Genomic DNA, 22,608 nt, shown 5'->3' on the forward strand with positions numbered 1-22,608 from the left:
CGGGAATGAGTGGACTCGGGCGGGTGATCCGAGCGAGGGATTGACCGCGGGGTCGCCCGGTCCGGAGCGATTTCTTCGGGCGGGTGATTCGGGCGGCGGTTGGTGGTTGGAGGTACGGCACAGACTTCGCGGCGTTCGACGAGCTCCGGGTTCGACGGGCTCCGCGTTCCCCAGGCCGCCCCGGGTGACTTCTCACCCCGGGGCGGTCGATTTTTTTCCGGTATGCGGCGTGCCTACGGGAGGGCGATGTACTTGGTGTCGAGGTACTCCTCGATGCCCTCGAAGCCGCCCTCGCGGCCGAAGCCGGATTGTTTGACGCCACCGAAGGGGGCGGCCGGATCGGAGATGACGCCGCGGTTGACGCCGACCATGCCGGTCTGCAAGCCCTCGGCGATGCGGAGGGCGCGGTCCAGGTCGCGGGTGTACACGTAGGCGACCAAACCGTATTCGGTGTCGTTGGCGGCGGCGAGGCCCTCTTCCTCGGTGTCGAAGCCGACAATGGGGGCGACGGGGCCGAAGACCTCCTCGCTCAGGATGCGGGCGCGGGCGGGGACGTCGGTGAGGACGGTGGCCGGGTAGAACCAGCCGGGCCCGCCGGGTGCCTTGCCGCCGAGCGCCACGGTCGCCCCGGCCGCGACGGCGTCGTCGACGAGTTCGGTGACGGTGGTCAGCTGGTCCTCGTTGATGAGCGGGCCGAGGGTGGTCGAATCGTCGGCGCCGGGGCCCAGTTCGGCCTCGGCCATGGCGGCGACCAGCTTCTCGGTGAACTCCCGCCGTACCGAGTTCTGCACGTGGAAGCGGTTGGCCGCGGTGCACGCCTCGCCGCCGTTGCGCAGCTTGGCCAGCAGCGCGCCCTGCACGGCGGCGTCGATATCGGCATCGTCGAACACCACGAAGGGCGCGTTGCCGCCCAACTCCATGGAGGTGCGCAGCAGTCCGTGCGCGGAGGACTCCACCAGCTTCCTGCCCACCGGGGTGGAGCCGGTGAAGGTGAGCTTGCGCAGGCGCGGATCCTCCAGCAACGGCGCGGTGACGGCGCTGGAACGGCTGGTGGTGATGACCGACAGCACGCCCTCCGGCAATCCGGCCTCGGCGCAGAGCTTGGCCAGCAGCAGCATGGTGAGCGGGGTCTCGCCCGCCGGTTTGACGATCATGGTGCAGCCCGCCGCCAGCGCGGGACCGATCTTGCGGGTCCCCATGGCGAGGGGGAAGTTCCACGGCGTGATGGCCAGGCACGGCCCCACCGGCTGCTTGTGCACCATGATGCGGCCGGTGCCCGACGGAGCGGTCTGGTAGCGCCCGTGCACGCGCGCCGCCTCCTCGCTGAACCAGCGGAAGAACTCGGCCCCGTACTTGACCTCGTTGCGGGACTCCGGCAGCGCCTTGCCCATTTCCAGGGTCATGAGCAGCGCGAATTCCTCGGCCCGCGCGGTGATGGCCTCGAACACCGCCCGCAGGATCTCCCCGCGCTGCCGGGCGGGCGTGGCGGCCCAGTCGGCCTGCGCCGCCACCGCGGCGTCCAGCGCGCGGGCCCCGTCCTCGGGCGTGGCGTCGGCGACCTCGACGAGAACCTCACCGGTGGCGGGATTGCGCACCGGGAAGGTGCCGCCACCGGTGGCGTCCACCGGTCCGCCGATCCAGAGCTGGGTGGGAACGGATTGAAGTAGTTCGCTTTCCGACACCATGTCCCCAGCCTAGGCCGCGGTCGGGGTGCCCCGGCCGTGCTCGGCGAAGTTCGCGTGTTCCGGATCTCCGGGTGGCTGGCCGGTATTTACCTGGTGTTACCTGCGCGCAGGTACGGGTGGTTGTAACCTCGGCGGACGTGAGCAGCGACATCACCGCGACGGCGGCCTGGCGGAAACTGCACGATCATCATGCGACCCTGGCCGACCGGCACCTTCGTGAGTTCTTCGCCGACGACCCGGAGCGCGGACGTGAGTTGATCGTGCGGGTCGCGGATCTGCACATCGACTACTCCAAGCACCGCGTGACCCGCGAAACCGTGGACCTGCTGGTCGAATTGGCGCATACCGCCGAGTTGGAGCGCCACCGCGACGCCATGTTCACCGGAAAGCACATCAACACCTCCGAGGACCGCGCGGTCGCCCATTGGGCGCTGCGCGAACCGGCCGGGCGACGCGCCGAGGTCGACGGCGCCGACGCCACCGCCGAGGTGCACGAAGTGCTCGGGCGCATGGGCGAATTCACCGATGCGCTGCGCTCGGGGCGGTGGCGCGGCGCGACCGGTGAGCGCATCGACACGGTGGTGAACATCGGCATCGGCGGCTCCGATCTGGGTCCGGCCATGGTGTACCGCGCGCTGCGGCACTACGCGGACGCCGGAATCTCGGCCCGATTCGTCTCCAATGTCGACCCCGCCGATCTGACGGCCACGCTCGCGGACCTCGATCCGGCGACCACGCTGTTCATCGTGGCGTCCAAGACCTTCTCGACGCTGGAGACCCTCACCAATGCCACCGCCGCCCGGCGCTGGCTGACGGCCGCGCTCGGCGACGACGCGGTGGCCAAGCATTTCGTGGCGGTGTCCACGCACGCCCAGCGGGTGGCGGCGTTCGGCATCGACACCGCGAACATGTTCGGCTTCTGGGATTGGGTCGGCGGCCGCTATTCGGTGGATTCGGCCATCGGCCTGTCGGTCATGGCGGTGATCGGCAAGGAGCGCTTCGCGGAGTTCCTCGACGGCATGCACCGCGTGGACGAGCATTTCCGCACCGCGCCGCTGCCGGAGAACGCGCCGGTGCTGCTGGGTCTGCTCGGCGTCTGGTACTCGAACTTCTTCGGCGCGCAGTCGCGGGCGGTGCTGCCGTACTCCAATGACCTGGCCCGCTTTCCGGCGTACCTGCAACAGCTGACCATGGAGTCGAACGGCAAGTCGGTGCGCGCGGACGGCTCGCCGGTGACCACCTCCACCGGTGAGATCTTCTGGGGCGAGCCAGGCACCAACGGCCAGCACGCGTTCTACCAGCTGCTGCACCAGGGCACCCGGCTGGTGCCCGCCGATTTCATCGGATTCGCCCGTCCCACCGACGATCTGGCGACCATGGACGGCACCGGCAGCATGCACGACATCCTGATGTCGAACCTGTTCGCCCAGACCAAGGTGCTGGCCTTCGGCAAGACCGCCGAGGAGATCGCCGCCGAGGGCACCGACCCGAACCTGGTCCCGCACAAGGTGATGCCGGGCAACCGCCCCAGCACCACCATCCTCGCCCCGCGGCTGACACCCTCCGTGCTGGGCCAGCTCATCGCCCTCTACGAGCACCAGGTGTTCACCGAGGGCACGATCTGGGGCATCGACAGCTTCGACCAGTGGGGTGTGGAACTCGGCAAACAGCAGGCCCTGGCCCTCGAACCCCTCCTCACCGCGGCGGAGGATCCCGAGCCGCAGGCGGATTCCTCCACCGACGCCCTGATCGGCTGGTACCGCGCCAACCGCTGACGCGCCCACCGATCCCGCGCGGGCCCGGGCCGTACCGTCGCGCTCACACGCTCCGGCGGTGTGCGCGTGCGGCCGACTGCCGCCTCGCCCCGGATCACTCCGACCAGACGCTCGCCAACGCCTCGCGGTCCGTCACTCCGAGTTTCCGGCACGCCGTATCCAGGCGGTGCCCAACGGTTCTCGCGCTGCGGAACACCTTGGCGGCGATATCCCGCTCGGTCAGTCCGGCGGCGGCCAATCGCACCACCTGGAGTTCGAGGGTCGTCAACGGCTCCCCCGGCGGCAGACGGTCTCCGGGGACGCCGGATACCCCGGCCGGGCGAGGCTGCCGCGCGCCACCGGCCGCCGGACCCGCGCCCAGCCCATGCAGTTCCACCCGCGCCCGCTCGGCCCACGGCACCGCCCCGAGCCGCTCGAACGTCTCCAGCGCCGTCGTCAGCGCGACCCGCGCCTCCCCCTCCCGTCCTTCCCGGCGCAGCCATTCCCCGTAGAGCAGCCCGGTCCGCGCGTGGTCGTACCAGCGCTGCGCCGCCGCGTGCAGGCCGAGCGCCTTGCCGAACAGCTCCCCGTCGCCGCTCAACAGCCCCCGGCAGCGCAGGGCGATGCCCTCGGCCCACGGTTTGTCCAGCGCCGCCGCCCAGGTGTCGATCTCGGACATGGCCGCGCTGGCCCGATCGGGTCGCCGTGCCCGCGCCGCCGCCTCGATCAGGTCCGCGAGCAGATCGGTCCAGTGTCCCCGTGCCTGCTTCGGCTGCTCGTACAGTTCCCGCAGCCGGTCGAGCGCCTGCCGGTAGCGCCCGTACCCGAGATCCAGCAGTGCCAGCGCCCAGTGCCCGTGGGTGACGTCGATGGCGTTGAAATCGCCCGGCTCGTGCCGCAGCGTGCGCCCCGCCAACTCCCGGCACCGCGCCTCGTCGCCGCGCACGGCCGCGATCATGGCGAGCAGCGCCTCCGCCGTCGCCACCCGCCCCGGCTGCCCGGTGTCCGCGGCGATCCGGAGACTGTGGGCGGCAATGATTTCCGCCTCCCAGAACCGGCCCAGGATGAGTTCCGCATTGGCCAGGACGCAGCCGACGGCCGGGCACCAGGTGATCATGCCGCGCTCGCATACCAGCCCGGCCAGTTCGGTGAGCTGTTCCCGGGCGACCTCCATATCGCCGATGAGGGCCGACTGCGCGGCGAACGCGTGTCGCAGCGAGATCATCTCCAGCGGCACCGTCCGCCCGAAGGCCGCATTCGCCCGGATGAGGGCGATTCCGCCGGCCGGATCGCCGGTCTGCATGACCATCGGTCCCCGCAGCGCGGACAGCAGCGGTGCCCGCATGGGCCCGAGCGCCAGTTCCGCCAGCCGGTGGTACGCCATCCGGAAGTCCGCGAGATCGCCCGCGGTCCACGCGATCCGGCCCGCGTCGATGAGCAGCCACGCGGCCCGTTGCGGATCGAGGTCTGCGATGTGTTCGGCGGCGTCGAGCATGAGCTGATACGCCCCGTGCGGTGAGCCGACCTCGAATTCGACGGTCGCCCGGACGGCGAGCACCCGCGCTCGCTCCCCCGGTGTGAGACAGAGTTGTTCGGCGGTGTCGGCGAGTCGCAATGCCTGTTCGACGCATCCGGCCGCGAGAGCGGTCTCCACGGCCCGGGCGAGCCTGCGGCCCCGCACGACGAGGTCGGGGGTCAGCCGGGCGGCCGCTTCCAGGGCACCGGCGGCGCAGGCGTGCGCGGCGTGCGCGCACGCGTAGTCGGCGGCGGCTTCCAGTGCGGCGGCGACGGTTTCGTCCGGTGCGGTGCGGGCGCGGGCAAGCTGCCAGGCGTGGCGTACCGGATCGTGACGGAGTTCGGCGGCGAGGGCGAGGTGCACCGCCGTCCGGGCGGACGCATCCGCCGCCCGGTATGCCGCCGAGCGCTGTAGCGGATGCCGGAATGCCACGACCTGCCCGGATCGGCTCAACAGACCGGTGTCCTCCGCCGCGGCGAGCGCGTCGCCGGTGCACCCGAGGCGGGACAGGACCCGCGAGACCAGCCCGCGATCACCGGTCTCCTCGGCGGCGGCGACCAGCAGCGCGGTGCGCACGGCCGCGGGATATCCGGCGATACGGTCGGCATAACCCGCACACAGCCGCCCCGACAGCTCCTCCTCGCTCGTGCGCACCGCCTCGGCGGTCCGGGGGTGGCCGGCGCGGGCCACCGGGTACATGCCGGGGAATTCCAGGGTCGCCAAGGGATTCCCGGCGGCGGCGCGCAGTACGCGGTCGCGCGTGTCCGGGGTGAGGGCCGGGAAGTGGTGTGTGAGGAGGGCGGCGGCCGACTCGTGGTCCAGGGGGGCGAGCCGGAGTTCGGGCAGTCCGTCGGCGTGGAATTCCGTATCTCCGGCGAAGAGCAGGACCAGGTGTTCGGCGTCGAGTCGGCGGGCGGCGAACAGCAGGGCGTCCCGGGTGGGGCGGTCCAGCAGGTGGGCGTCGTCGACGAGGCACAGCACCGGGGCGTCCGCGGCGAGTTCGGCCAGCAGGGAGAGCACGGCCAGGCCGACGCAGAAGCGGTCCGCGTCGTCGGATGCCCGGCGCCCGAGTGCGGCGTCCAGGGCGCGGCGCTGCGGTGCCGGTAGCGCGTCCAGACCGTTGGCGTGCTCCGCCACGGGTCCCAGCAACCGGTGCAGGCCCGCGAAGGGCAGGTCGGAGCCGTTTTCGATCCCGGTGCAGCGCAGGATCCGCCAGCCCGTGGCGGCGTCGGCCGCCGCGTTCAACAGTGTGGATGTGCCCAGCCCCGGGGCGGCGATGACGGTGAGCGCACGACCGTGGCCCGCCCGTGCGGTGTCGAGCAGGTCGTGGATGTGCTGTATTTCCTTGGCACGACCGAACAGCACATGCGACAACCTATGTCCCGGATCGGGAATCAGCAAATGGTGAACGTTCTGATTTCGCACCGTATGCGCAGCTCGGCCACACATACCGAAACGATCGGTCGGTCCGGAGAGAATGACCGACTATGACCGCCCGAGCCCTCGACCACCCGCCAACCCCCGCCCCGGCACGCCCCCCGGTGCCGTCCCTGGTCGGCCGCACCGAGGAAGTGCGCCGCATCAGCGCCCTCACCGCGGCGGCCGCCGCGGGACGCGGTGGCGGACTCGCACTGCTCGGCGATCCGGGCGCGGGCAAGTCGGCGCTGCTCGAGCACGCGGAAGCGACGGCGCCCGACCCGGTGCTGGTACTGCGCTGCACCGGAGTCGAGAGCGAGGCCGAATTGCCTTTCGCCGGGCTGCAATTGCTCGTGCAGCCCTTCCTGCACCGGATCGACGACCTCGCGGAACCCCATCGCGGCATCCTGCGCCGCGCCTTCGGCCTGAGCGCCGCCGCGAACCCCGCGAGCGACCGCTTCGCGCTGGGCCTGGCCACCCTGGAACTGCTGGCCGAGATCGCCACCGAGCAGCCGCTGCTGTGCCTGATCGACGACGCGCAGTGGCTGGACTGCCCCTCGGTCGACGCCCTGCACTTCGCCGCGCACCGGCTCGACGCCGAGGCGGTGGCACTGATCTTCGCGGGGCGGCCGGAGTATCACACGGCGCTGGAGGTGCTGCGGCTGGGCCCGCTGGACGCCGTGCACTCCAGAACCCTGTTGGACCAGCGTTTTCCGCATCTCGCGCCGGAACTGCGCGAGCGGGTGCTCACCGAGGCGATCGGAATCCCGCTGGCCGTCTTGGAATTGCCTCGGATGGACCTGGACACCCTGCCGGTCGAGCCGCTGCCCATACCCGACCGACTGTGTGTGGGCTACGCCGACCACATTGCCGCCCAGCCTGATTCGACACGGCTGGCACTGCTGGTGGTGGCGGCCGAGGAGACCGGGTGTGTCCGCGTGGTCGAACGGGCCCTGCGACAGCTCGGGCTCGGCGGCGACGCACTGGTGGCCGCCGAGAACTCCGGCATGGTCATGGTGTCCGGCACCCGCGTCGCTTTCCGGCACCCGCTCAAGCGCTCCGCCGCCTACCGGTTGGCTCCGTTCACCAGTCGCCAGGCCGTGCACGCGGCGCTGGCCCAAGCGCTGGCCGACGATCCGGACCGAAGGGCCTGGCATCTGGCCGCCGCGACCGCCGAGCCGGACGAAACCATCGCAGCCGCGGTGGAAGCCACGGCCCTGCGGGCCGCGGACCGCAGTGCCCACGGTGTCGCCGCCACGGCCTTCGAACGGGCTGCGCGGCTCACGCCGGATCCGGCGCACGCCGCCCGCCGCCTGATTCGCGCCATGGCGGCACTGGTGGAGGCGGGACGGCCAGAGCATGCGCTCGTGGTCGCCGACCGGCTGGACCCCACGGTGCTGGATGCGCCGCGCCGCGCCCGTCTGTACGAACTGCGTGCTCAGATCGCCTTCGAATCCGATTCGCTCACCGCGGCCTACGATCTGTTTCTCGCCGCCGCGAAGGAATCCGCGGTCGAGCAGCCCTACCGGGCCGGTCTGCTGCTGCTCGACGCCGCGCGTACCGCCTGGGTCGCCGGTGATCTGCCGTGCCTGCTCCGCGCCCGAGAGCACCTGGCCGAGCTGGCCCTCGGCACGCCCGCCGCACCGCTGCTGGCCGCCGTGGACGGCCCGATCCAGCTGGTGACCGGTGCCCCGTCCGCCGGTGTCGCGCTCATTCGCGCCGCGACGAACACGGGACGCCCGGTACCGAACCCCGCCGCCCGATTCCCCCTCGCCCTGCTGGCCGCCCTCGCCTCCGATATCGAGCAGTCGAACACCGTGTTGACCGAGCTGGCCGCCGAGTACAGCGCTCTCGGCATGGCCGGGCGGCTGCCCGCGGTGCACGGCGCACTGGGCACGATCCAGTTGCTGCTCGGTCGCTTTCGTGATGCCGAGGCCACCTGCCTGGAGACGGCCCGTCTGGCCGACTGCACCGGCACGCCGAGCCGGGGGCGCCAGGCCCGGTCGATCCTCGCGGTCCTGGCCGCGGTGCGGGGCGACGCGGAGCGCTGCCGGGAGCTGACCGACTGGCAGCCGCGGCGCGCGGTGAACACCGTCGATGCCGCGCACAACGAATGGGCGCTGCTGCATCTGGATCTGGCACAGGGCCGCTACGAGGCGGCGGTAGCACGGGGTGAGGCGCTGGCCAACAGCCCGCACCGGGCGCTGGCCCAGTGGCCGCATCTGCTCGCGGACCGGGTGGAGGCGGCCGTGCGCTGGCGGCGGCCGGAGCGCGCCGCCGAACCGCTCGCGGCGCTCGTCGAATTCGCCGACGCGACGGACAACCCGTGGGTGCGTGGCCTGGCGCTGCGCTGCGGCGCGCTGGTGGACGGCGACCCCGACCGGTACGAGGAAGCGTTGCGGCTGCACACCAAGGCGCAGCGCGGCTTCGACCACGCGCGCACGGAATTGCTGTACGGCGAATGGCTGCGCCGGGAGCGTCGGGTGCGAGAGGCGCGCACCCGGCTGTCGGCGGCGCTGGCGGACTTCGAACGGCTGGACGCGCGCCCCTGGGCGGAGCGGGCGCGGGCGGAATCGCGGGCGGCGGGCGGGGCCGCGTCCGCCGACACCGCGCCGCCCACGGCGAGCGATCATCGCGTGGGACTGCTCACTCCGCAGGAGCTCCAGGTGGTTCGGCTGGCGGCCCGGGGCGCGACCAACAACGAGATCGGCGCCCGACTGTTTCTCAGCCCCAAAACCGTTGGGCACCATCTCTACCGGGCCTTTCCGAAGCTCGGGGTGCGCAGTCGCGTCGAACTGGCGCGGCTGCTGGCCGACGAGTCCTGGTGAGCCGTCGCCGGGCGGAGGAGTGAATTGCGGGCCGATCACCCGGGCGGCAGAGTGCTGGTAATGCTCTACGGCCGCGCGACGGAACAACATCGCATCGGGACCCTGCTCTCGGACGCCCGCGCGGGGCGCAGCGGGACGCTGGCCGTGCTCGCAGGTCCGGGCGAGGGCAAATCCGCGCTGCTGCGCCGGGCCGCCGAACTCACCGATCCGAGCTGGCGGATCCTGCGCTGCACCGGTGTCGAGACCGCGTCCGAACTCCCGTTCACCGCCCTGCGGCAGTTGCTGGACCCCGCGCTGCACCACCTGGACGCCCTGCCGGAGCCGCAGCGCGAGGCGTTGAGCTGCGCACTCGGACTGCGGCCGGTGACGAATCCGGAACGGTTCCTGGTGGGCCTGGCGACGCTGTCGCTGCTGGCGGAACTGGCCACCGACGCCCCCGTGCTGTGCCTGATCGACGACGCGCAGTGGCTGGACCAGTCCTCGCTGGACGCCCTGCTGTTCACGGCCCGCAGGCTGAGCGCGGAGGGCATCGTGCTGCTGTTCGCGGGGCGAGCGCCGTTCCGCGCGCCGGGGCTCGAGCGCCTGTGCCCGGCTCCGCTGGATTCCGGGCAGGCGCGAGCGCTGCTGGCGGACCACTTCCCGATGCTGCCGGTCGAGGTGCGCGACCGGGTACTCGCGGAGGCGGCCGGCAACCCACTGGCGTTGCTGGAGCTGCCGGGGATGAATCCGGGGATGTCGCAGGTGGGTCCGCTGGCGCTCAGCGATCGGCTGCTGTCCGGATATCAGCGGCACATCGCGGCGCTGTCGGAGCCGGCGCGGCTGGCACTGCTGGTGTCCGCCGCCGATGACGCCGGTGAGCTGGCCACGGTGCTGCGGGTGCTGGCCGCACTCGGTGCCGGTCCCGACGCGCTCGCGGAGGCGGAGCGCGGCGGCCTCATCGATGTCTCGGGACAGCGGGTGCTGTTCCGGCATCCGGTCATGCGGGCAGCGGCGTACCGCAGCGCACCCGCCGATCGTCGGCTCGCGGTGCACGCGGCCCTCGCCACCGCGCTCGCCGACGATCCGGACCGGCATGCCTGGCAGCTGGCCGCGGCGACCCAGCACCCGGACGAAGCCGTCGCGGCCGCCGTGGAATCGGCCGCCGTGCGCGCCCGGCAGCGCAGCGGGCACGGCCCGGCGGCCAGCGCGTGGGAGCGCGCCGCGCAACTGTCGCCGACGCCGCACGAGCGCGCGCGCCGCCTGGTCGAAGCCTTGGAGGACGCGGCGAGCGCCGGACGGTTCGACAGCGCCGAACGGCTGGCCGACGAGCTAGGAGCGCTGCCCGTCGATCCGGGGTGGCGAGCCCGGATCGCCTCGGTCCGGGCGTACACGGCGTTCGAGCACGGCGCACCGGAGCGGGCGCACCGACTGCTGCGCGCGGGGGCCGCGGCCGTGACGGCGACCGATCCCGCGCGAGCTGCGGCACTGCTGCTCGAAGCCGGTCGATGTGCTTGGGCCGCAGCCGATCTGGGCGCGCTACGGGAGACGCGCGAGATTCTGCGGGAGCTGCCGCCGGCCCCGGACCGCGACCGATTCCTGCTCGCCTACGACGGCGTACTCGGTCTGTACGCCGACGATCCGACCGACGGCATCGCATTGTTGCGCCGCCAGCGCCGCACCGCATCCGAACCGCGGCATCGGGATCCGGCGGTGCGCCTGGTGCTGTCGGCGCAGGCGATCGTCCTCGGTGACGCCGACGCCACCCGCGACCTGCTCACCGCACTGGCCGAGGACTACCGTGCCCGCGGTGCCGCGGGCTGCCTGACCACTGTCGAATCACGCTTGGCCCAGGTCGAATTCATGGCCGGGCGATTTCGCGAGGCGGAGCTGCTCGCCACCGAGGCCGCCCAACTCGGCGAGCACGTCGAGCAACCGGTGGGCGGCACCCACGCCGCCACGGTGCTGGCGCTGACCGCCGCCGCGATGGGCGATGCCCGGCGCTGCCTGGAGCTGGTCGAGCGGTACCGGCACGGGCCGCCCATCGCCGCCCTGCACCGGATCCACTTCGATTGGGCGCTGGCGGTGCTGGAGATGGCCCGCGGTGACTTCGAGTCCGCGCTGGACCGGATGGAGGCGCTGGACCGTACCCCGCTGAATCGCCACGGCCAGTGGCTGTCCGTGTACGCCGACCGCATCGAGGCCGCGGTGCGCATCGGGCGGCCGGAGCGGGCTCGGGAACCCCTGGAAGCGCTGCGGCTCTGGGCCGCGGCCCTGGACGCGCCGTGGGCGGAGGCGCTGCTGCTGCGCGGGCGGGCGGTGCTGACGGGCGACCCGGACGCCTACACCCGCGCCCTGGGGCTGCATGCCCGCCAGGGCCGCTGGTTCGACCGCGCCCGCACCGGACTGCTGTACGGCGAATGGCTGCGGCAGCAACATCGCACGGCGGACGCGCGCGCCGAATTGCGCACCGCCATGGAGGTATTCGAGCGAGTCGGCGCGACCACCTGGGCGGCGCGGGCGAGTGCGGAACTGCGCGCCGCGGGCGCGGCGGAACCCACCGGGAATGCGCCCGGCACGTCGTTGACACCGCAGGAGTCGCAGGTGGCACGGCTGGCCGCCGGGGGCGCCACCAATCGGGAGATCGCTGCCCGCCTGTTCCTGAGCCCGAAGACGGTGGGGCATCACCTGTCGCGTGTCTTCCGCAAGCTCGGGGTGGCCAATCGAGTGGAGCTCGCCCGCCTGGAGCTGGATTGAGTCCGCGCGGGAACAAGTCCGCGCTGGATCGAGTCCGTGACCGGTCCGAACCACGACCGGTATGACGAGGCGGACGTCAGAGTCCGGGGGAGACCGCCTCGCCACACCCTCCGACCATGGCAAATGGCAGCCGAGGACGGACCGGCGGTACGACGAGGGATGCCGTACCGCCGATCATGAGAGTAGGGAGACGGCGGCCGCGCCGGTATCGGTCGAATGCCCTATTCCGCCGCGGCGGGCGAGCAGCCGCGGGCCAACCGACACTCGCCGCTGCACCCGGCGGTCGCCGCGCACTCAGCGGGGCGGATGCCAGTCGAGCGTGGGCGCGAGCGAGTTCAGCATCACCCGGCCCGGCAGCAGCCGCAGTGCCAGGTTCCGCGCCGCGACGGCCGAGCGCGAATCCCGGTGCGCGAGCACGCCCATGACATGGGAGCGCTCGGCGATGCCCTGCGCACGGGGCCGCCGCGCGCGGTCGTAGGCGGCGAGCGCGGCGGTGGTCTCCTCGTGCGAATCGAGCGCGGACGCCAGCGTCAGGGCGTCCTCCAGGGCTTGATTCGCGCCCTGGCCCAGATTCGGTGTCATGGCGTGCGCCGCATCGCCGAGCAGTGCGATCCGGCCGGATACGAAGCTGTCCAGATGCGGCAGTTCGAGAATGTCGTGCCGCAGCACCGCCGCCTCGGTGGCCGCCGCCAGCAGTTCGGGGACGGGATCGTGCCAGGTGCCGAATCGACGGCGCAGCTCCGCCAGCTCACCCTCGCCGCCACGCTGCCCGGCCGGAACACTCGCGGCGGCATAGAGGTACACCCGGCCGTCCGGCAGCGGCGCGAGCCCGATGCGCTGGCCGCGCCCCCAGGTCTCCCCACCGCACCGCACCGGCCGCGGCGGGTCGACCACCAGCCGCCACGCCGTGTATCCGACGTAGCGGGGCCGGGGCGCACCGGGCCACAGCCGGGTGCGTATCGGGCTGTGCAGGCCGTCGGCGGCGATCACCAGATCGGCCCGCGCGGTACCGCGCCCGTGCACCACCTCGACCTTCGCACCGACCGTGCGGACCTCCTCGACCTCGGTGTCGGCGTGCAGGGCGTGATCGGGTACGGCGGCCCGCAGGCTGTCCAACAGATCGGCCCGGTGCAGGACGACGAGCGGGCCGAAACGCCGCTCGAACCTCCGGGTGTCGGTGCGCGACAGCCAGCGACCCCCGGGGGTGCGGATGCCCGCCGTGGTCTCGGCCAGCGCACGCGCCCGGACGACGGCGCCGAGCCCGAGGGCGTCCAGGGCGCGAAGACCATTGGGGCAGATCGAGATTCCCGCACCGACCGCACCGAAGTCGCGGGCCTTCTCCAGCACCGCGACCTCCCACCCGCGCAGCCCCAGCGCGCGGGCCACCGCCAGTCCCCCGATGCCGCCACCGACGACGATGGCTTCCCTGCCCATTGCGATCTCCCTCCGACGAACACACCAACGCTAGGGACGGGTACGTCCGGGCGGTATCGGGCGATCGCCCGTATCCGGTTCAGTCCGGCAGGACGTCGGCCAGGGCTTCGTCGAGTGTCGGATAGCGGAAGCGGAATCCGGCCTGCCGCAGCACCTCCGAGGTGGCGTGGCGGCCGGTGAGCCCGAGGGCCGCGTCGGTGCGCAGCAGCACCGCGCCGATCCGCAGTACGGCGGCCGGGGTGGGCGGCGCGGGCGGGCGGTGCAGGCGGCGGCGCAGCGCGGCCATGAGTTCGCGATTGCGCACCGGGAAGTCGGTGGCGGCCACCACGATTCCGTCGGGCAGCGTGACCTCCGGAGTCATTCCGAGGGCCGCCCGGACGATGGCCAGCCAGTCCTCACGGTGGATCCAGCTGAACCACTGCCTGCCGCTGCCGACCCTGCCGCCCAGCCCCGCCTTGGTCAGCGCCACCAGTCGGCGCACGGCGGGGGCGTCGGGATCCAGCACGATGGAGGTGCGCAGAATCGTCCGGTGTTCGGCCTCTGCCCCGTCGAAGGCCCGCTCCCACGGTTCGGCGACGCCCGTCATCTGCGGCAGGCCGACCGGCAGCGGCGTGCGCTCGGTACAGCGGGTCTCCCCGGCATCCGACCAGATGGCCGTGGTGCTGGCCTGCACCCAGTAGTCCAGCGGCCGGTCCAGGGTTTTCGACGCCGCGACCAGTGCCGCCGTGGAATCCACCCGGCTGTCGCGCAGCGCGGCGATATTCCGTTCGGTCGGGCGGCAGTCCACCAGTCGGCCCGCCAGGTTCACCACGGCGGTCCGCCCCGGACCGCGCAGTGCCGCTACCCAGTCGCCAGGGTTGCGGCCATCCCACTCCACCTGGGTGAACGGGGAGCGCGCGGCCGCGCGCCGGGTGAGCACGGTGACCCGTTGGCCCCGGCACACCAGGTCCGCCGCCAGGCTCCGGCCCAGCGCCCCGCTGCCCCCGGCGATCACCACCGTGAGCGCGTCCGCGGCGGGTTCCAGTCCGGCGGCGCGGGCCAGGCGTGCGAAACCGACGCGGACGTCGGCCTCCAGCAGATTTCCGACCACCTTCCGCGCCACCGCGGCCGACGCCCCGGCGAAGGTGATCCGCTGCCCGACCACCGTCCCGCCGGTACGCGGCGTGAGCGTCCACTCCACCCGCATGGTCCCGGCCGGTTCGGGCTGCTCGAGCACCAGGCGTCGGCCCGGCACCACCGTGGTGATCGTGAAGGGATCGGCGAAGCGCTTGTGTACGGCCTCGAAGACGGGTCCGCGCGGCAGGTAGCGGCCCGTCGCGCCGACCTCGGGCGGCCCCGCCGCGGCCACCGACGTGACCGCCGGATTCCACCGCGGCCATTGTCGCGGATCCCCCACCACGTCCCACAGCCGTTCCGCCGGAAGTGCGATGAACTGCGTGTACTCACCCATCGAACGCCGTCCTAACCCCGCGTGTCACGCTCCCCGTCGAGCGCGTGCACCCAAATCTATTGCGGCGTCCACGGTCGGCACAGCACCCGCGGGCCGTGCTCTTGCTCACCCGGGTCACGGCCACCGCCGTCGCCGTGACCGAGATCGCCACGACGGTCCGGCCGCGCGCGGCCCGCGGGGAGTCGCCACGACGTCCGGCCGCACATGGCCCGCGGGGATCAGCTCACGTAGGCGCGTTCGAGGATCGCCTCGGTGTCGATGCCGGTCGGCAGCGTGCCGAACGCGACACCCCAGTCGCCGCCGAATCGGGTGGCGCAGAAGGCGTCCGCGACCGCGGCATTGCCGTGTCGCACCAATTGCGCGCCCTGCAGCACCAGCGCCATCGACTCCACCACCCGGCGTGCCCGGTATTCGATCTCGGCGAGATCGGTGAGCTCCTTGCCGATTCGGTCGATGGCCGCGTCCAGGTGCGCGTTGGCCCCGCGCGCCAGCGACACCTCGTCGAAATACGCCTCGACCGTCTCGGGCTGACGTCCCATGGCGCGCAGCGCATCCAGGGCCGCCACATTGCCGGAGCCCTCCCAGATGGACATGAGCGGGGCCTCCCGGTACAGCCGCGGCATCCCGGATTCCTCCACGTATCCGTTGCCGCCCAGGCATTCCAGCGCCTCGGCGGCGTGCGCGGGGGCGCGCTTGCACACCCAGTACTTGGTGACCGCCAGCGAGATCCGGCGCAATGCCGCCTCGGCGGGATCGGTGGCGGCGCGGTCGGTCGCGCCCGCCAGCCGCATCATGACGGTGGTGGCGGCATCCGATTCGACCACCAGGTCGGCCAGCACATTGCGCATGGCGGGCTGGTCGATCAGCTTCTTGCCGAACACATCCCGATGGCGGGCGTGGTGCACGGCATGCACGACGCCGGCGCGCATGCCGGTGGCCGAGCCGATCACGCAGTCCAGGCGGGTCATATTGACCATCTCGATAATGGTCTTCACGCCCGCGCCCTCCGCGCCGACCAGCCAGCCGGTGGCGTTCTCGTACTCGATCTCCGAGGAGGCGTTGGACTTGTTGCCCAGCTTGTCCTTGAGCCGTTGCAGGCGAAGGGGATTGCGCGAACCGTCCGGCAGCACGCGCGGCAGCAGGAAGCAGGACAGGCCGCCCGGGGCCTGCGCGAGGGTCAGGAACATGTCCGACATCGGGGCGGAGGTGAACCACTTGTGGCCGACGATGCGGTACGTGCCGTCGGATTGCGGTGTGGCCGTGGTGGTGTTCGCGCGGACGTCGGAACCGCCCTGCTTCTCGGTCATGGACATGCCCGCGATCAGACCGGCCTTGCCGGACGGCTCCCGCAGGCCGTAGTCGTACACCCGGGACGCCAGCAGCGGTTCGTACTTCGCGGCGAGTTCCGGATTGTGCCGCAGCGCCGGAATCACCGCGTAGGTCATGGAGATCGGGCACATGTGGCCCGCGTCGGCCAGGCCCCAGGTGTAGAACTTGGCGGCGCGCGCGACGTGCGCACCGGCCCGGTCGTCCTGCCAGGGCGTGCCGTGCAGGCCGTGTTCCACCGCCACCCGCATCAGATCGTGCCAGTGCGGATGGAATTCCACCTCGTCCACCCGGTGGCCGTAGCGGTCGTGGGTGCGCAGGACCGGCGGATAGTCGTTGGCCAGCCGACCCCACTCCTGTGCCCGCACGCCGCCGGCGAGCGCGCCGAGCGTGCGCACCTCGTCCTCGGCCCAGCCCGCGCCCTCGCGGTGCAGCCCCTCGAGCAGCGCGGGGTTGCGGGAGTTGTCGAAGGGGACGATGTTCGGCACCTGGTTGAACACGTCGTGGGTGTGCATGGGTGACTCCTATGTCGAGGATGCCCGCGCGCCGAGGGCGCGCAGTGCGAAGGCGACGAGATCGGGCAGCACCGTCTCGCGTGGCAGTTCCTGGGCCAGCGGGCCGACCAGCACCTCACCGATCGCGCCGACCAGGGCGGTGGCGCTGGTGCGTGGATCTTGCGGCGGCAGTTGACCATTGGCGACACCGTCGGCCACGGCGGTTTCGAAGGTGTCGGCGAAGGCCCGGCGGAAGCGCAGTCGCTCGGCGTCGACGGCGGTGTCCACCGGTTCGGCCAGCAGCACGTAGGCGAGTTTGGGGTTCTTCAGGGCGCGTCCGGCGAAGGTCTCCACGGCGGCGGTGACCCGCTCCACCACACCGCCGTCGGCGCTGGCGTCGGCCACGGCGGCGACCTCGCGGGTGACGACCTCGCGGAAGACGGCGGTCACCAGTTCGGCCTTGCCGCTGAAGTTCTTGTAGACGGTCCCGGTGGCGACACCGGCGGCGGCGGCGACGGTGGCCATCGACAGTCCGGCGAAACCCTGCTCGGAGAGCACCTTCATGGCGGCCCGCACGATCGACCCGGCCTGGGCGTCGAGACGGGCCTGCACAGCGGGGGTTCTGCGGTAGGCCACAAAAGAAGTGAACCACGGATTCATTTCTTCGCGCAAGGGTGTGCGCACGGCCGTGCGCACGGCGTATGGTCGGTCCCGTGAGCGTACGAGTCGAACGCGACGGCCCCGTGACCACCGTGATCCTGCACCGCCCCGAAGCCCGCAATGCCGTGGACGGGCCCACGGCCGCGGCGCTGGCCGACGCCTTCCGCGAATTCGACGCCGACCCCACCGCCGCCGTGGCGGTGCTGTGGGGCGAGGGCGGCACCTTCTGCGCCGGGGCGGATCTGAAGGCCCTCGGCACCGAACGCTCCAATCGCGCGGCCGAGGACGGCGACGGCCCCATGGGTCCGACCCGCATGCAGCTGTCCAAGCCCGTCATCGCCGCCGTTTCCGGCTACGCCGTGGCGGGCGGACTCGAGCTCGCGCTCTGGTGCGATCTGCGAATCGCCGAGCAGGACAGCACTTTCGGCGTGTTCTGCCGCCGCTGGGGCGTTCCCCTCATCGACGGCGGCACGGTCCGCCTGCCCCGCATCATCGGCACCGGCCGCGCCATGGACCTCATCCTCACCGGCCGAGCCGTCGGCGCGGCGGAGGCCCTGCGGATCGGCCTGGTCACCCAGGTCGTCCCGCCCGGCGAATCCCGCCGCGCCGCAGAGGAACTCGCCGCCCAACTCACCACCCTCCCACAGACCTGCCTGCGCTCGGACCGCATGTCGGTGCTGGAACAGGACGGCCTCGACGAGGCAGCGGCCCTCCGCAACGAATTCCGCCACGGCATGACCGCCCTCGCCGACGGAGCCCTCGACGGCGCACAGCGCTTCGCCGCCGGCGCGGGCCGCGGCGGCCGCCCGGCCTGACCCGACCGACACCGCAGCCCGTCCTCGATCGAGGAAAAACCGCCGGTCCAGGGCATCCGGGGTTTCCGTCGACCCCCTCGACGTGCGGCTTCCCCACGCGACCTACCTAACAGCGGTCGGGTCGGAGCGACCGGTCAACGCGGCGCGGCACCACCGCGAACGGGCGTGACCGAGCGTGCGGCGGGGTGATGTCGGATCGGTCGGCAGCTGTGCTCGCCGATTGTCAGTACCGATCGGTACGCTGCCTGCAATGAACCGGCTGACCGTGGTGGACGAGATGTTCCTGCGGGCGCATCGGGGTATGGGAACGCCGATCGCGCTGCAGGGGATTTGGCGTACCGCCGACCGGGTGGGGCCGGAGTTGCTGCGGGGTGTGCACGAGACGTTGCGGACGGGGCCACTGGGGCGGCGGGTGGTGCGGTCGCGGATTCCGGGGGCGCGGCCGCGCTGGCAGGTGACCGGCTGGGCGCATCCCCTGGTGCTGGCCGCGGAGCCGCTGGCCGCGCATACCCTGCTGGAGTGGGCCGACGATCAGGGCGCGGACCTCGATCCGGAATTCGGTCCGGGCTGGCGGCTTTCGGCCGCGCCGCTGGATGACGGCGGATCCATTGTCGCCCTGACGTGTTCACACGCCCTGGCCGACGGCCGCGCCCTCGCCCTGGCCGTGGACTCCGCGCTCGCGGGCACCCCGCTGGCGGCATCGCCGCCGCCGCACTCGGATTGGGCCGACGCCCGCCGCCAATGGTCCATCGTGCTGGGCGGCACCGCCCGCGCGCTGCGCCGCGGCATTCCCCGCCGACCGCCCGGTGCCGCGGCGCGAGAACCGCTGTCCGACCACCCGGACGCCGTCCCGTGCAGCGCCGTACTCCAGATCCCGGCCCGCGACTGGAATCGCGTTGCTGTCGCCCACGGCGGCACCGCCAACAGTCTCTTCGTGCACGCGGTGGCGAATATGCTGTGGTCCACGGGTTTTCCCGAGCATGAGATCGCCGTCAGCCTCCCGGTGGACACCCGCGACGAACCCCGCGTGGACAACGATCTCGCCATGACCGAGATCGCGGTGCGCCGCACCGACACCCCGGCCACCATCCGGCACCGCGCCCGCGCCGCCTACGAACACCGCATGACCGGCCCGGGAGGCATGCCCGAGGAACTGCTCCAGGTGATCCCGGACCGCTGGGCGCACACCCTCGCGAGGGGTGCGGGCGAGCGAGACATCCTGTGCTCCAATATCGGAACCCTCCCGGACTCGCTGCTCACCCTCGGCCCGCACCAGTGCACGGGCGTGGCGGCGCGCGCCATCCATCCGGGCCTGCGCGCCGACGCCTTCCCGCGCACCCGCCTGTCGGCCTACTTCACCCGCATCGCCGACACCTACACCCTGGGCCTGGTCGGCCTCGACCCCCAGCGCATCCCCACCGCCGCGGACCTGCGCGACCTCGCCCACACCACCCTCACCCGCCTCGGCCTCACCGCCACGCCCTGGTAGCGCCGGGCCGAAAGCTCGCGGCGGTGGCCGGGATCCCTCCCGGTATCGCGACCCACGGGCCCGAAATGCCCGCGGGCGTGCCCGGATTGCCGCTCGGCCCGGGCGTGGTGGCGTTGACGCGCAACCGCTCGCGAGCGGCCGATGGCGGCGGGTGGCACCGGTCGGCCGGTCGCGGCGCTCGATTCGCAGGAGTTCCTGCCGCGCCCCGGCCTGGTTCGCGCGGGCCTGCTCCGCCCACCGACCGGACCGCCCGGCTCTCCCGTCTCGGCCTCATTCGGTTCGGCCGTCCGGACTCGGTTCGCCCCGCCTTGTCCTCGGCAGCCCCTATGCGCCGGGCCTGGTTCGCCACGGCCGGTTTCACCGCGGCGCACGGTGCGGCATCGCGTGGAATGCGGTTGCCGCCGTACGGCAGTCGCCACGCGGGCCACGGATGACCTCAGCCCACCTCGTTGATGTAGAGCGAGTACAGGTATTCGCCGAACTGCGCGACGGTCCGGATATCGGCCGGGGTGGTGAGGTAGTAGCGCCGCTCGTACTCGGCGACGTCGGCCGCGGTGAGCGGCCGGGTGCCGAGGTCGAGGGTGAGGTCGTAGGCGGCGCGCAATGCCTCCAGGCTGAACGGCTCCTTCCCGGAACCGATCCGGGCCGCGGCGAGCGCGGCGGCGGCCTCGGCTTCCCGCCGCGCTATGAAATCCAGCAGGCGTGTCGGCCCGCCGTCGGCGTCATCGCTATCGGGATCCATGGGGACCTCCCGGTACTAGATCGAATCACATTCAGTGTGACCGTGATTCGACCATTCGGCTACCCCGCCACCGGCGACCCCGCGACCCGAGCCAGCACATGGCCGGGAATCGGAACCCCCGGCTCCAGGTCGTCGGCCGGTATCGGGGTGTCCCACAGCTGCCGCAGCGGCAGCACTCCCGCCCACACCCCACCGGCGGCGACATCCTCCGGTTCGTCGATCGGCCCGCCCTCGCGCACCTTCACCGACGCCTCGGTGAGGTCGAGCGCCAGCACCAGCGTGCCCGCGAGTTCCTTCTTGGTCGGCTGCCGCACCGCGGGCCAAGCGCCGGGGGTGACATTGTCGACGACGATCCGCATGGCCCGCAGCTGCTCGTCCGGATCGGTGAGCGCGGTCGGCCGACCGTGGATCACGGCGGACCGGAAGTTGATGGACAGGTGCATCGCGGAGCGCGCGTACACGATGCCGTCCACATGGGTGACCGACACCGAGACGTCACCGGTGCAGGCGGCGCGCAGATTGCCGGACCCGGTGGAGCCGTGCAGGTAGAGGGTGTCCCCGTCGCGCCCGTAGATGGTGGGCACCACCAGCGGGGTGCCGTCGATCACCACGCCGAGATGGCAGAGGAACCCGGCGTCCAGGACCGCGTCCAGGTGTGCCCGGTCGCTGCGGGCGCGGTGCCGGTAGCGCGTCGGCGTGCTGCGCGGCGTTGGCGACAAGGGGGTCCGGTTCGACGCTGTCTGACTCATAGGACCAGCATTGCCCGGGAAATGGACTTGTAGAATAGCCATTTCCCAGAGATTTCAACAGACCACTTGTCCGTATGACGGGAACGCCATGACAGCGACAGCACCGGAAGGCGCGGCATTCCGTCCGCTCGTAGCCGACGACCTGCCGATCGTGGTGGACCGCTCGGCGTCGGCCCCGCTGTCGACACAGATCGCGGACCGACTGCGGGACGCGGCCGCCACCGGGGTCCTGCACCGCGGCGACCGCCTGCCCTCCTCGCGCGCGCTGGCGCTGCGCCTCGGCGTGAGCCGCACCGTGGTCACCGCCGCCTACGACCAGCTGCACGCCGAAGGCTGGCTCGGCGGGCGGCACGGCTCCGGCACCTACCTGACCGCCGCCCCCCGGCTGGCCCCGGAGTGGTCACCCGCCGCCTCCGATGCGGACGAGGCGACGGATCTGGCCGATCTGGCACCCGGCGCACCCTGTGTGGAGGCCATCGACCGCGCGGCGTGGCGACGGGCCTGGCGGGCGGCCGCCGACCCGACGCCCCTGGTCCGCCGCAACCGCGCCGGTGACCCCGGCTACCGCGCGGCGGTGGCCGCACATCTGCTGCGGCATCGGGGATTGGGCGCGTCCGGCGGCAGCGCGGTACTGGCCACGTCGGGCACCAGCGCCGCGGTGGCCGAGTTGGCGGCCGCGGTGCTGCCCCCGGGCGCGGCGGTTGCCATCGAGGATCCGGGCTACCGCCGGGCCGCGGGTGCGTTCCAGGCGGCCGGAATCGAGTTGGTGCCGATTCCCGTCGATGACCATGGCCTGCGGGTGGACCTCTTGCCGGATGGCGTCAGCGCCGTGTACTGCACTCCCGCGCACCAGTTTCCGCTGGGCGCCCGGATGCCCGCCGAGCGGCGGGTGCGGCTCGTCGAATTCGCCCGGCGCAGCGGCGCTCTGGTGATCGAGGACGACTACGACGGCGAATTGCGTTACGACACCGCGCCGTTGCCGCTGCTGGCGACCCTCGCCCCGGATGTGGTGGTGCATCTCGGCACCACCAGCAAGATCCTTTCCCCCGCCCTCGGCATCGGCTGGCTGGTCGCCGCGCCCGCCGTCGCCGACGCGGTGCTCGCCCATCGCGAACACACCGGCACCGGTCCGGCCACGGCCGGGCAGTTGGTGTTGGCCGAGCTGGCCGCGCACGGCGATCTCGCCCGGCACCTGCGCCGCTTGCGCCGGGAGATGCAGTCGCGGCGCGCCCTGGTCGTCGCGGAACTGCGGCGGCACGGACTCGGCGTGATCGGCGACGCCGCCGGATCGCACGTGGTGGTTCCGCTGGCCTCGGCCGCCGCCGAGGCGGCGGCGGTAACGGCGGCCGAGCGGCGCGGCGTGCACCTCGGCCGCCTCGACACCCACTACGTCGGGCCGCGACACCTGTTCGGCGTGGCGCTCGGATACGCCGCGCTGCCGCGTGCGGAACTGGCGGCGGCGCTGCGGACCGCCGGGGAGTGCCTGTCCGCGCCGTAGCATGGACGCGTGGCCCGGC

At 72.5% G+C, this 22,608-nt stretch carries 14 protein-coding genes; 6 read left to right on the forward strand and 8 right to left on the reverse strand.

Annotated elements, in window-relative coordinates; genetic code table 11:
* Positions 1-233: 233 nt before the first annotated feature.
* Positions 234-1,685 (reverse strand): NAD-dependent succinate-semialdehyde dehydrogenase, encoded by a 1,452-nt coding sequence (locus tag QMO76_RS11010; RefSeq protein WP_306361094.1) that lies wholly within the window; start codon positions 1,683-1,685, stop codon positions 234-236.
* A 137-nt stretch (positions 1,686-1,822) separates the two neighbouring features.
* Between QMO76_RS11010 and pgi the strand changes: the two genes are divergently transcribed.
* The gene (gene pgi / locus QMO76_RS11015; RefSeq protein ID WP_306361095.1) at positions 1,823-3,460 is read left to right on the forward strand and encodes a glucose-6-phosphate isomerase; all 1,638 of its coding nucleotides are present in this window, start codon (positions 1,823-1,825) and stop codon (positions 3,458-3,460) included.
* A 94-nt stretch (positions 3,461-3,554) separates the two neighbouring features.
* Here the strand turns inward: pgi and QMO76_RS11020 are convergent, their stop codons facing one another.
* Positions 3,555-6,320 carry a LuxR family transcriptional regulator gene (locus QMO76_RS11020; protein ID WP_306361096.1) on the reverse strand — a complete coding sequence of 922 codons (2,766 nt, stop codon included), beginning with the start codon at positions 6,318-6,320 and terminating at the stop codon, positions 3,555-3,557.
* A 122-nt stretch (positions 6,321-6,442) separates the two neighbouring features.
* On the opposite strand from QMO76_RS11020, the gene QMO76_RS11025 reads away from it, so the two are divergent.
* On the forward strand, positions 6,443-9,199 hold the full coding sequence (locus tag QMO76_RS11025) for a LuxR family transcriptional regulator (RefSeq protein ID WP_306361097.1): 2,757 nt from the start codon (positions 6,443-6,445) through the stop codon (positions 9,197-9,199).
* A 60-nt stretch (positions 9,200-9,259) separates the two neighbouring features.
* Positions 9,260-11,932, forward strand: a complete 2,673-nt coding sequence (locus QMO76_RS11030; RefSeq protein ID WP_306361098.1) for a LuxR C-terminal-related transcriptional regulator — start codon at positions 9,260-9,262, stop codon at positions 11,930-11,932.
* Between the two features lie 294 nt (positions 11,933-12,226).
* On the opposite strand, the gene QMO76_RS11035 is transcribed toward QMO76_RS11030, so the two are convergent.
* The 4 genes from QMO76_RS11035 to QMO76_RS11050 all read right to left on the reverse strand — a co-directional run bounded on the left by QMO76_RS11035 (position 12,227) and on the right by QMO76_RS11050 (position 17,272).
* Positions 12,227-13,366 carry an FAD-dependent oxidoreductase gene (locus QMO76_RS11035; protein ID WP_306361099.1) on the reverse strand — a complete coding sequence of 380 codons (1,140 nt, stop codon included), beginning with the start codon at positions 13,364-13,366 and terminating at the stop codon, positions 12,227-12,229.
* Between the two features lie 79 nt (positions 13,367-13,445).
* Positions 13,446-14,816 (reverse strand): DUF1731 domain-containing protein, encoded by a 1,371-nt coding sequence (locus QMO76_RS11040; RefSeq protein ID WP_306361100.1) that lies wholly within the window; start codon positions 14,814-14,816, stop codon positions 13,446-13,448.
* Positions 14,817-15,034: 218 nt separating this feature from the next.
* Positions 15,035-16,657 (reverse strand): acyl-CoA dehydrogenase family protein, encoded by a 1,623-nt coding sequence (locus QMO76_RS11045; protein ID WP_306361101.1) that lies wholly within the window; start codon positions 16,655-16,657, stop codon positions 15,035-15,037.
* A gap of 9 nt (positions 16,658-16,666) precedes the next feature.
* The gene (locus tag QMO76_RS11050; RefSeq protein ID WP_306361102.1) at positions 16,667-17,272 is read right to left on the reverse strand and encodes a TetR/AcrR family transcriptional regulator; all 606 of its coding nucleotides are present in this window, start codon (positions 17,270-17,272) and stop codon (positions 16,667-16,669) included.
* Between the two features lie 65 nt (positions 17,273-17,337).
* Here QMO76_RS11050 and QMO76_RS11055 point away from each other — a divergent pair, with 65 nt between their 5' ends.
* Positions 17,338-18,111, forward strand: coding sequence for a crotonase/enoyl-CoA hydratase family protein (locus tag QMO76_RS11055; protein WP_372341946.1), 774 nt, complete (start codon positions 17,338-17,340; stop codon positions 18,109-18,111).
* Positions 18,112-18,361: 250 nt separating this feature from the next.
* Positions 18,362-19,600, forward strand: coding sequence for a hypothetical protein (locus QMO76_RS11060; RefSeq protein ID WP_306361104.1), 1,239 nt, complete (start codon positions 18,362-18,364; stop codon positions 19,598-19,600).
* A gap of 436 nt (positions 19,601-20,036) precedes the next feature.
* Here the strand turns inward: QMO76_RS11060 and QMO76_RS11065 are convergent, their stop codons facing one another.
* Both QMO76_RS11065 and QMO76_RS11070 read right to left on the reverse strand, forming a co-directional pair.
* Positions 20,037-20,342, reverse strand: coding sequence for a hypothetical protein (locus tag QMO76_RS11065; protein ID WP_306361105.1), 306 nt, complete (start codon positions 20,340-20,342; stop codon positions 20,037-20,039).
* Positions 20,343-20,401: 59 nt separating this feature from the next.
* Positions 20,402-21,091: a pyridoxamine 5'-phosphate oxidase family protein gene (locus QMO76_RS11070; protein WP_306361106.1), complete on the reverse strand. Its 690-nt coding sequence runs from the start codon at positions 21,089-21,091 to the stop codon at positions 20,402-20,404.
* An 88-nt stretch (positions 21,092-21,179) separates the two neighbouring features.
* On the opposite strand from QMO76_RS11070, the gene QMO76_RS11075 reads away from it, so the two are divergent.
* Complete coding sequence (locus QMO76_RS11075) at positions 21,180-22,589, forward strand: PLP-dependent aminotransferase family protein (RefSeq protein WP_306361107.1); 1,410 nt, start codon at positions 21,180-21,182, stop codon at positions 22,587-22,589.
* Positions 22,590-22,608 lie beyond the last annotated feature (19 nt).

The organism is Nocardia sp. CC227C (assembly GCF_030767025.1).
GTDB lineage: Bacteria > Actinomycetota > Actinomycetes > Mycobacteriales > Mycobacteriaceae > Nocardia.

Bases quoted from the DNA above. Each gene is read 5' to 3' on its own strand.
- QMO76_RS11045 (WP_306361101.1), bottom strand. From the start codon at position 16,657: ATGCACACCCACGACGTGTTCAACCAGGTGCCGAACATCGTCCCCTTC.
- QMO76_RS11070 (WP_306361106.1), bottom strand. From the start codon at position 21,091: ATGAGTCAGACAGCGTCGAACCGGACCCCCTTGTCGCCAACGCCGCGC.
- QMO76_RS11065 (WP_306361105.1), bottom strand. From the start codon at position 20,342: ATGGATCCCGATAGCGATGACGCCGACGGCGGGCCGACACGCCTGCTG.
- QMO76_RS11035 (WP_306361099.1), bottom strand. From the start codon at position 13,366: ATGGGCAGGGAAGCCATCGTCGTCGGTGGCGGCATCGGGGGACTGGCG.
- QMO76_RS11030 (WP_306361098.1), top strand. From the start codon at position 9,260: ATGCTCTACGGCCGCGCGACGGAACAACATCGCATCGGGACCCTGCTC.
- QMO76_RS11060 (WP_306361104.1), top strand. From the start codon at position 18,362: ATGAACCGGCTGACCGTGGTGGACGAGATGTTCCTGCGGGCGCATCGG.
- QMO76_RS11010 (WP_306361094.1), bottom strand. From the start codon at position 1,685: ATGGTGTCGGAAAGCGAACTACTTCAATCCGTTCCCACCCAGCTCTGG.
- QMO76_RS11025 (WP_306361097.1), top strand. From the start codon at position 6,443: ATGACCGCCCGAGCCCTCGACCACCCGCCAACCCCCGCCCCGGCACGC.
- QMO76_RS11040 (WP_306361100.1), bottom strand. From the start codon at position 14,816: ATGGGTGAGTACACGCAGTTCATCGCACTTCCGGCGGAACGGCTGTGG.
- QMO76_RS11055 (WP_372341946.1), top strand. From the start codon at position 17,338: ATGGTCGGTCCCGTGAGCGTACGAGTCGAACGCGACGGCCCCGTGACC.
- QMO76_RS11075 (WP_306361107.1), top strand. From the start codon at position 21,180: ATGACAGCGACAGCACCGGAAGGCGCGGCATTCCGTCCGCTCGTAGCC.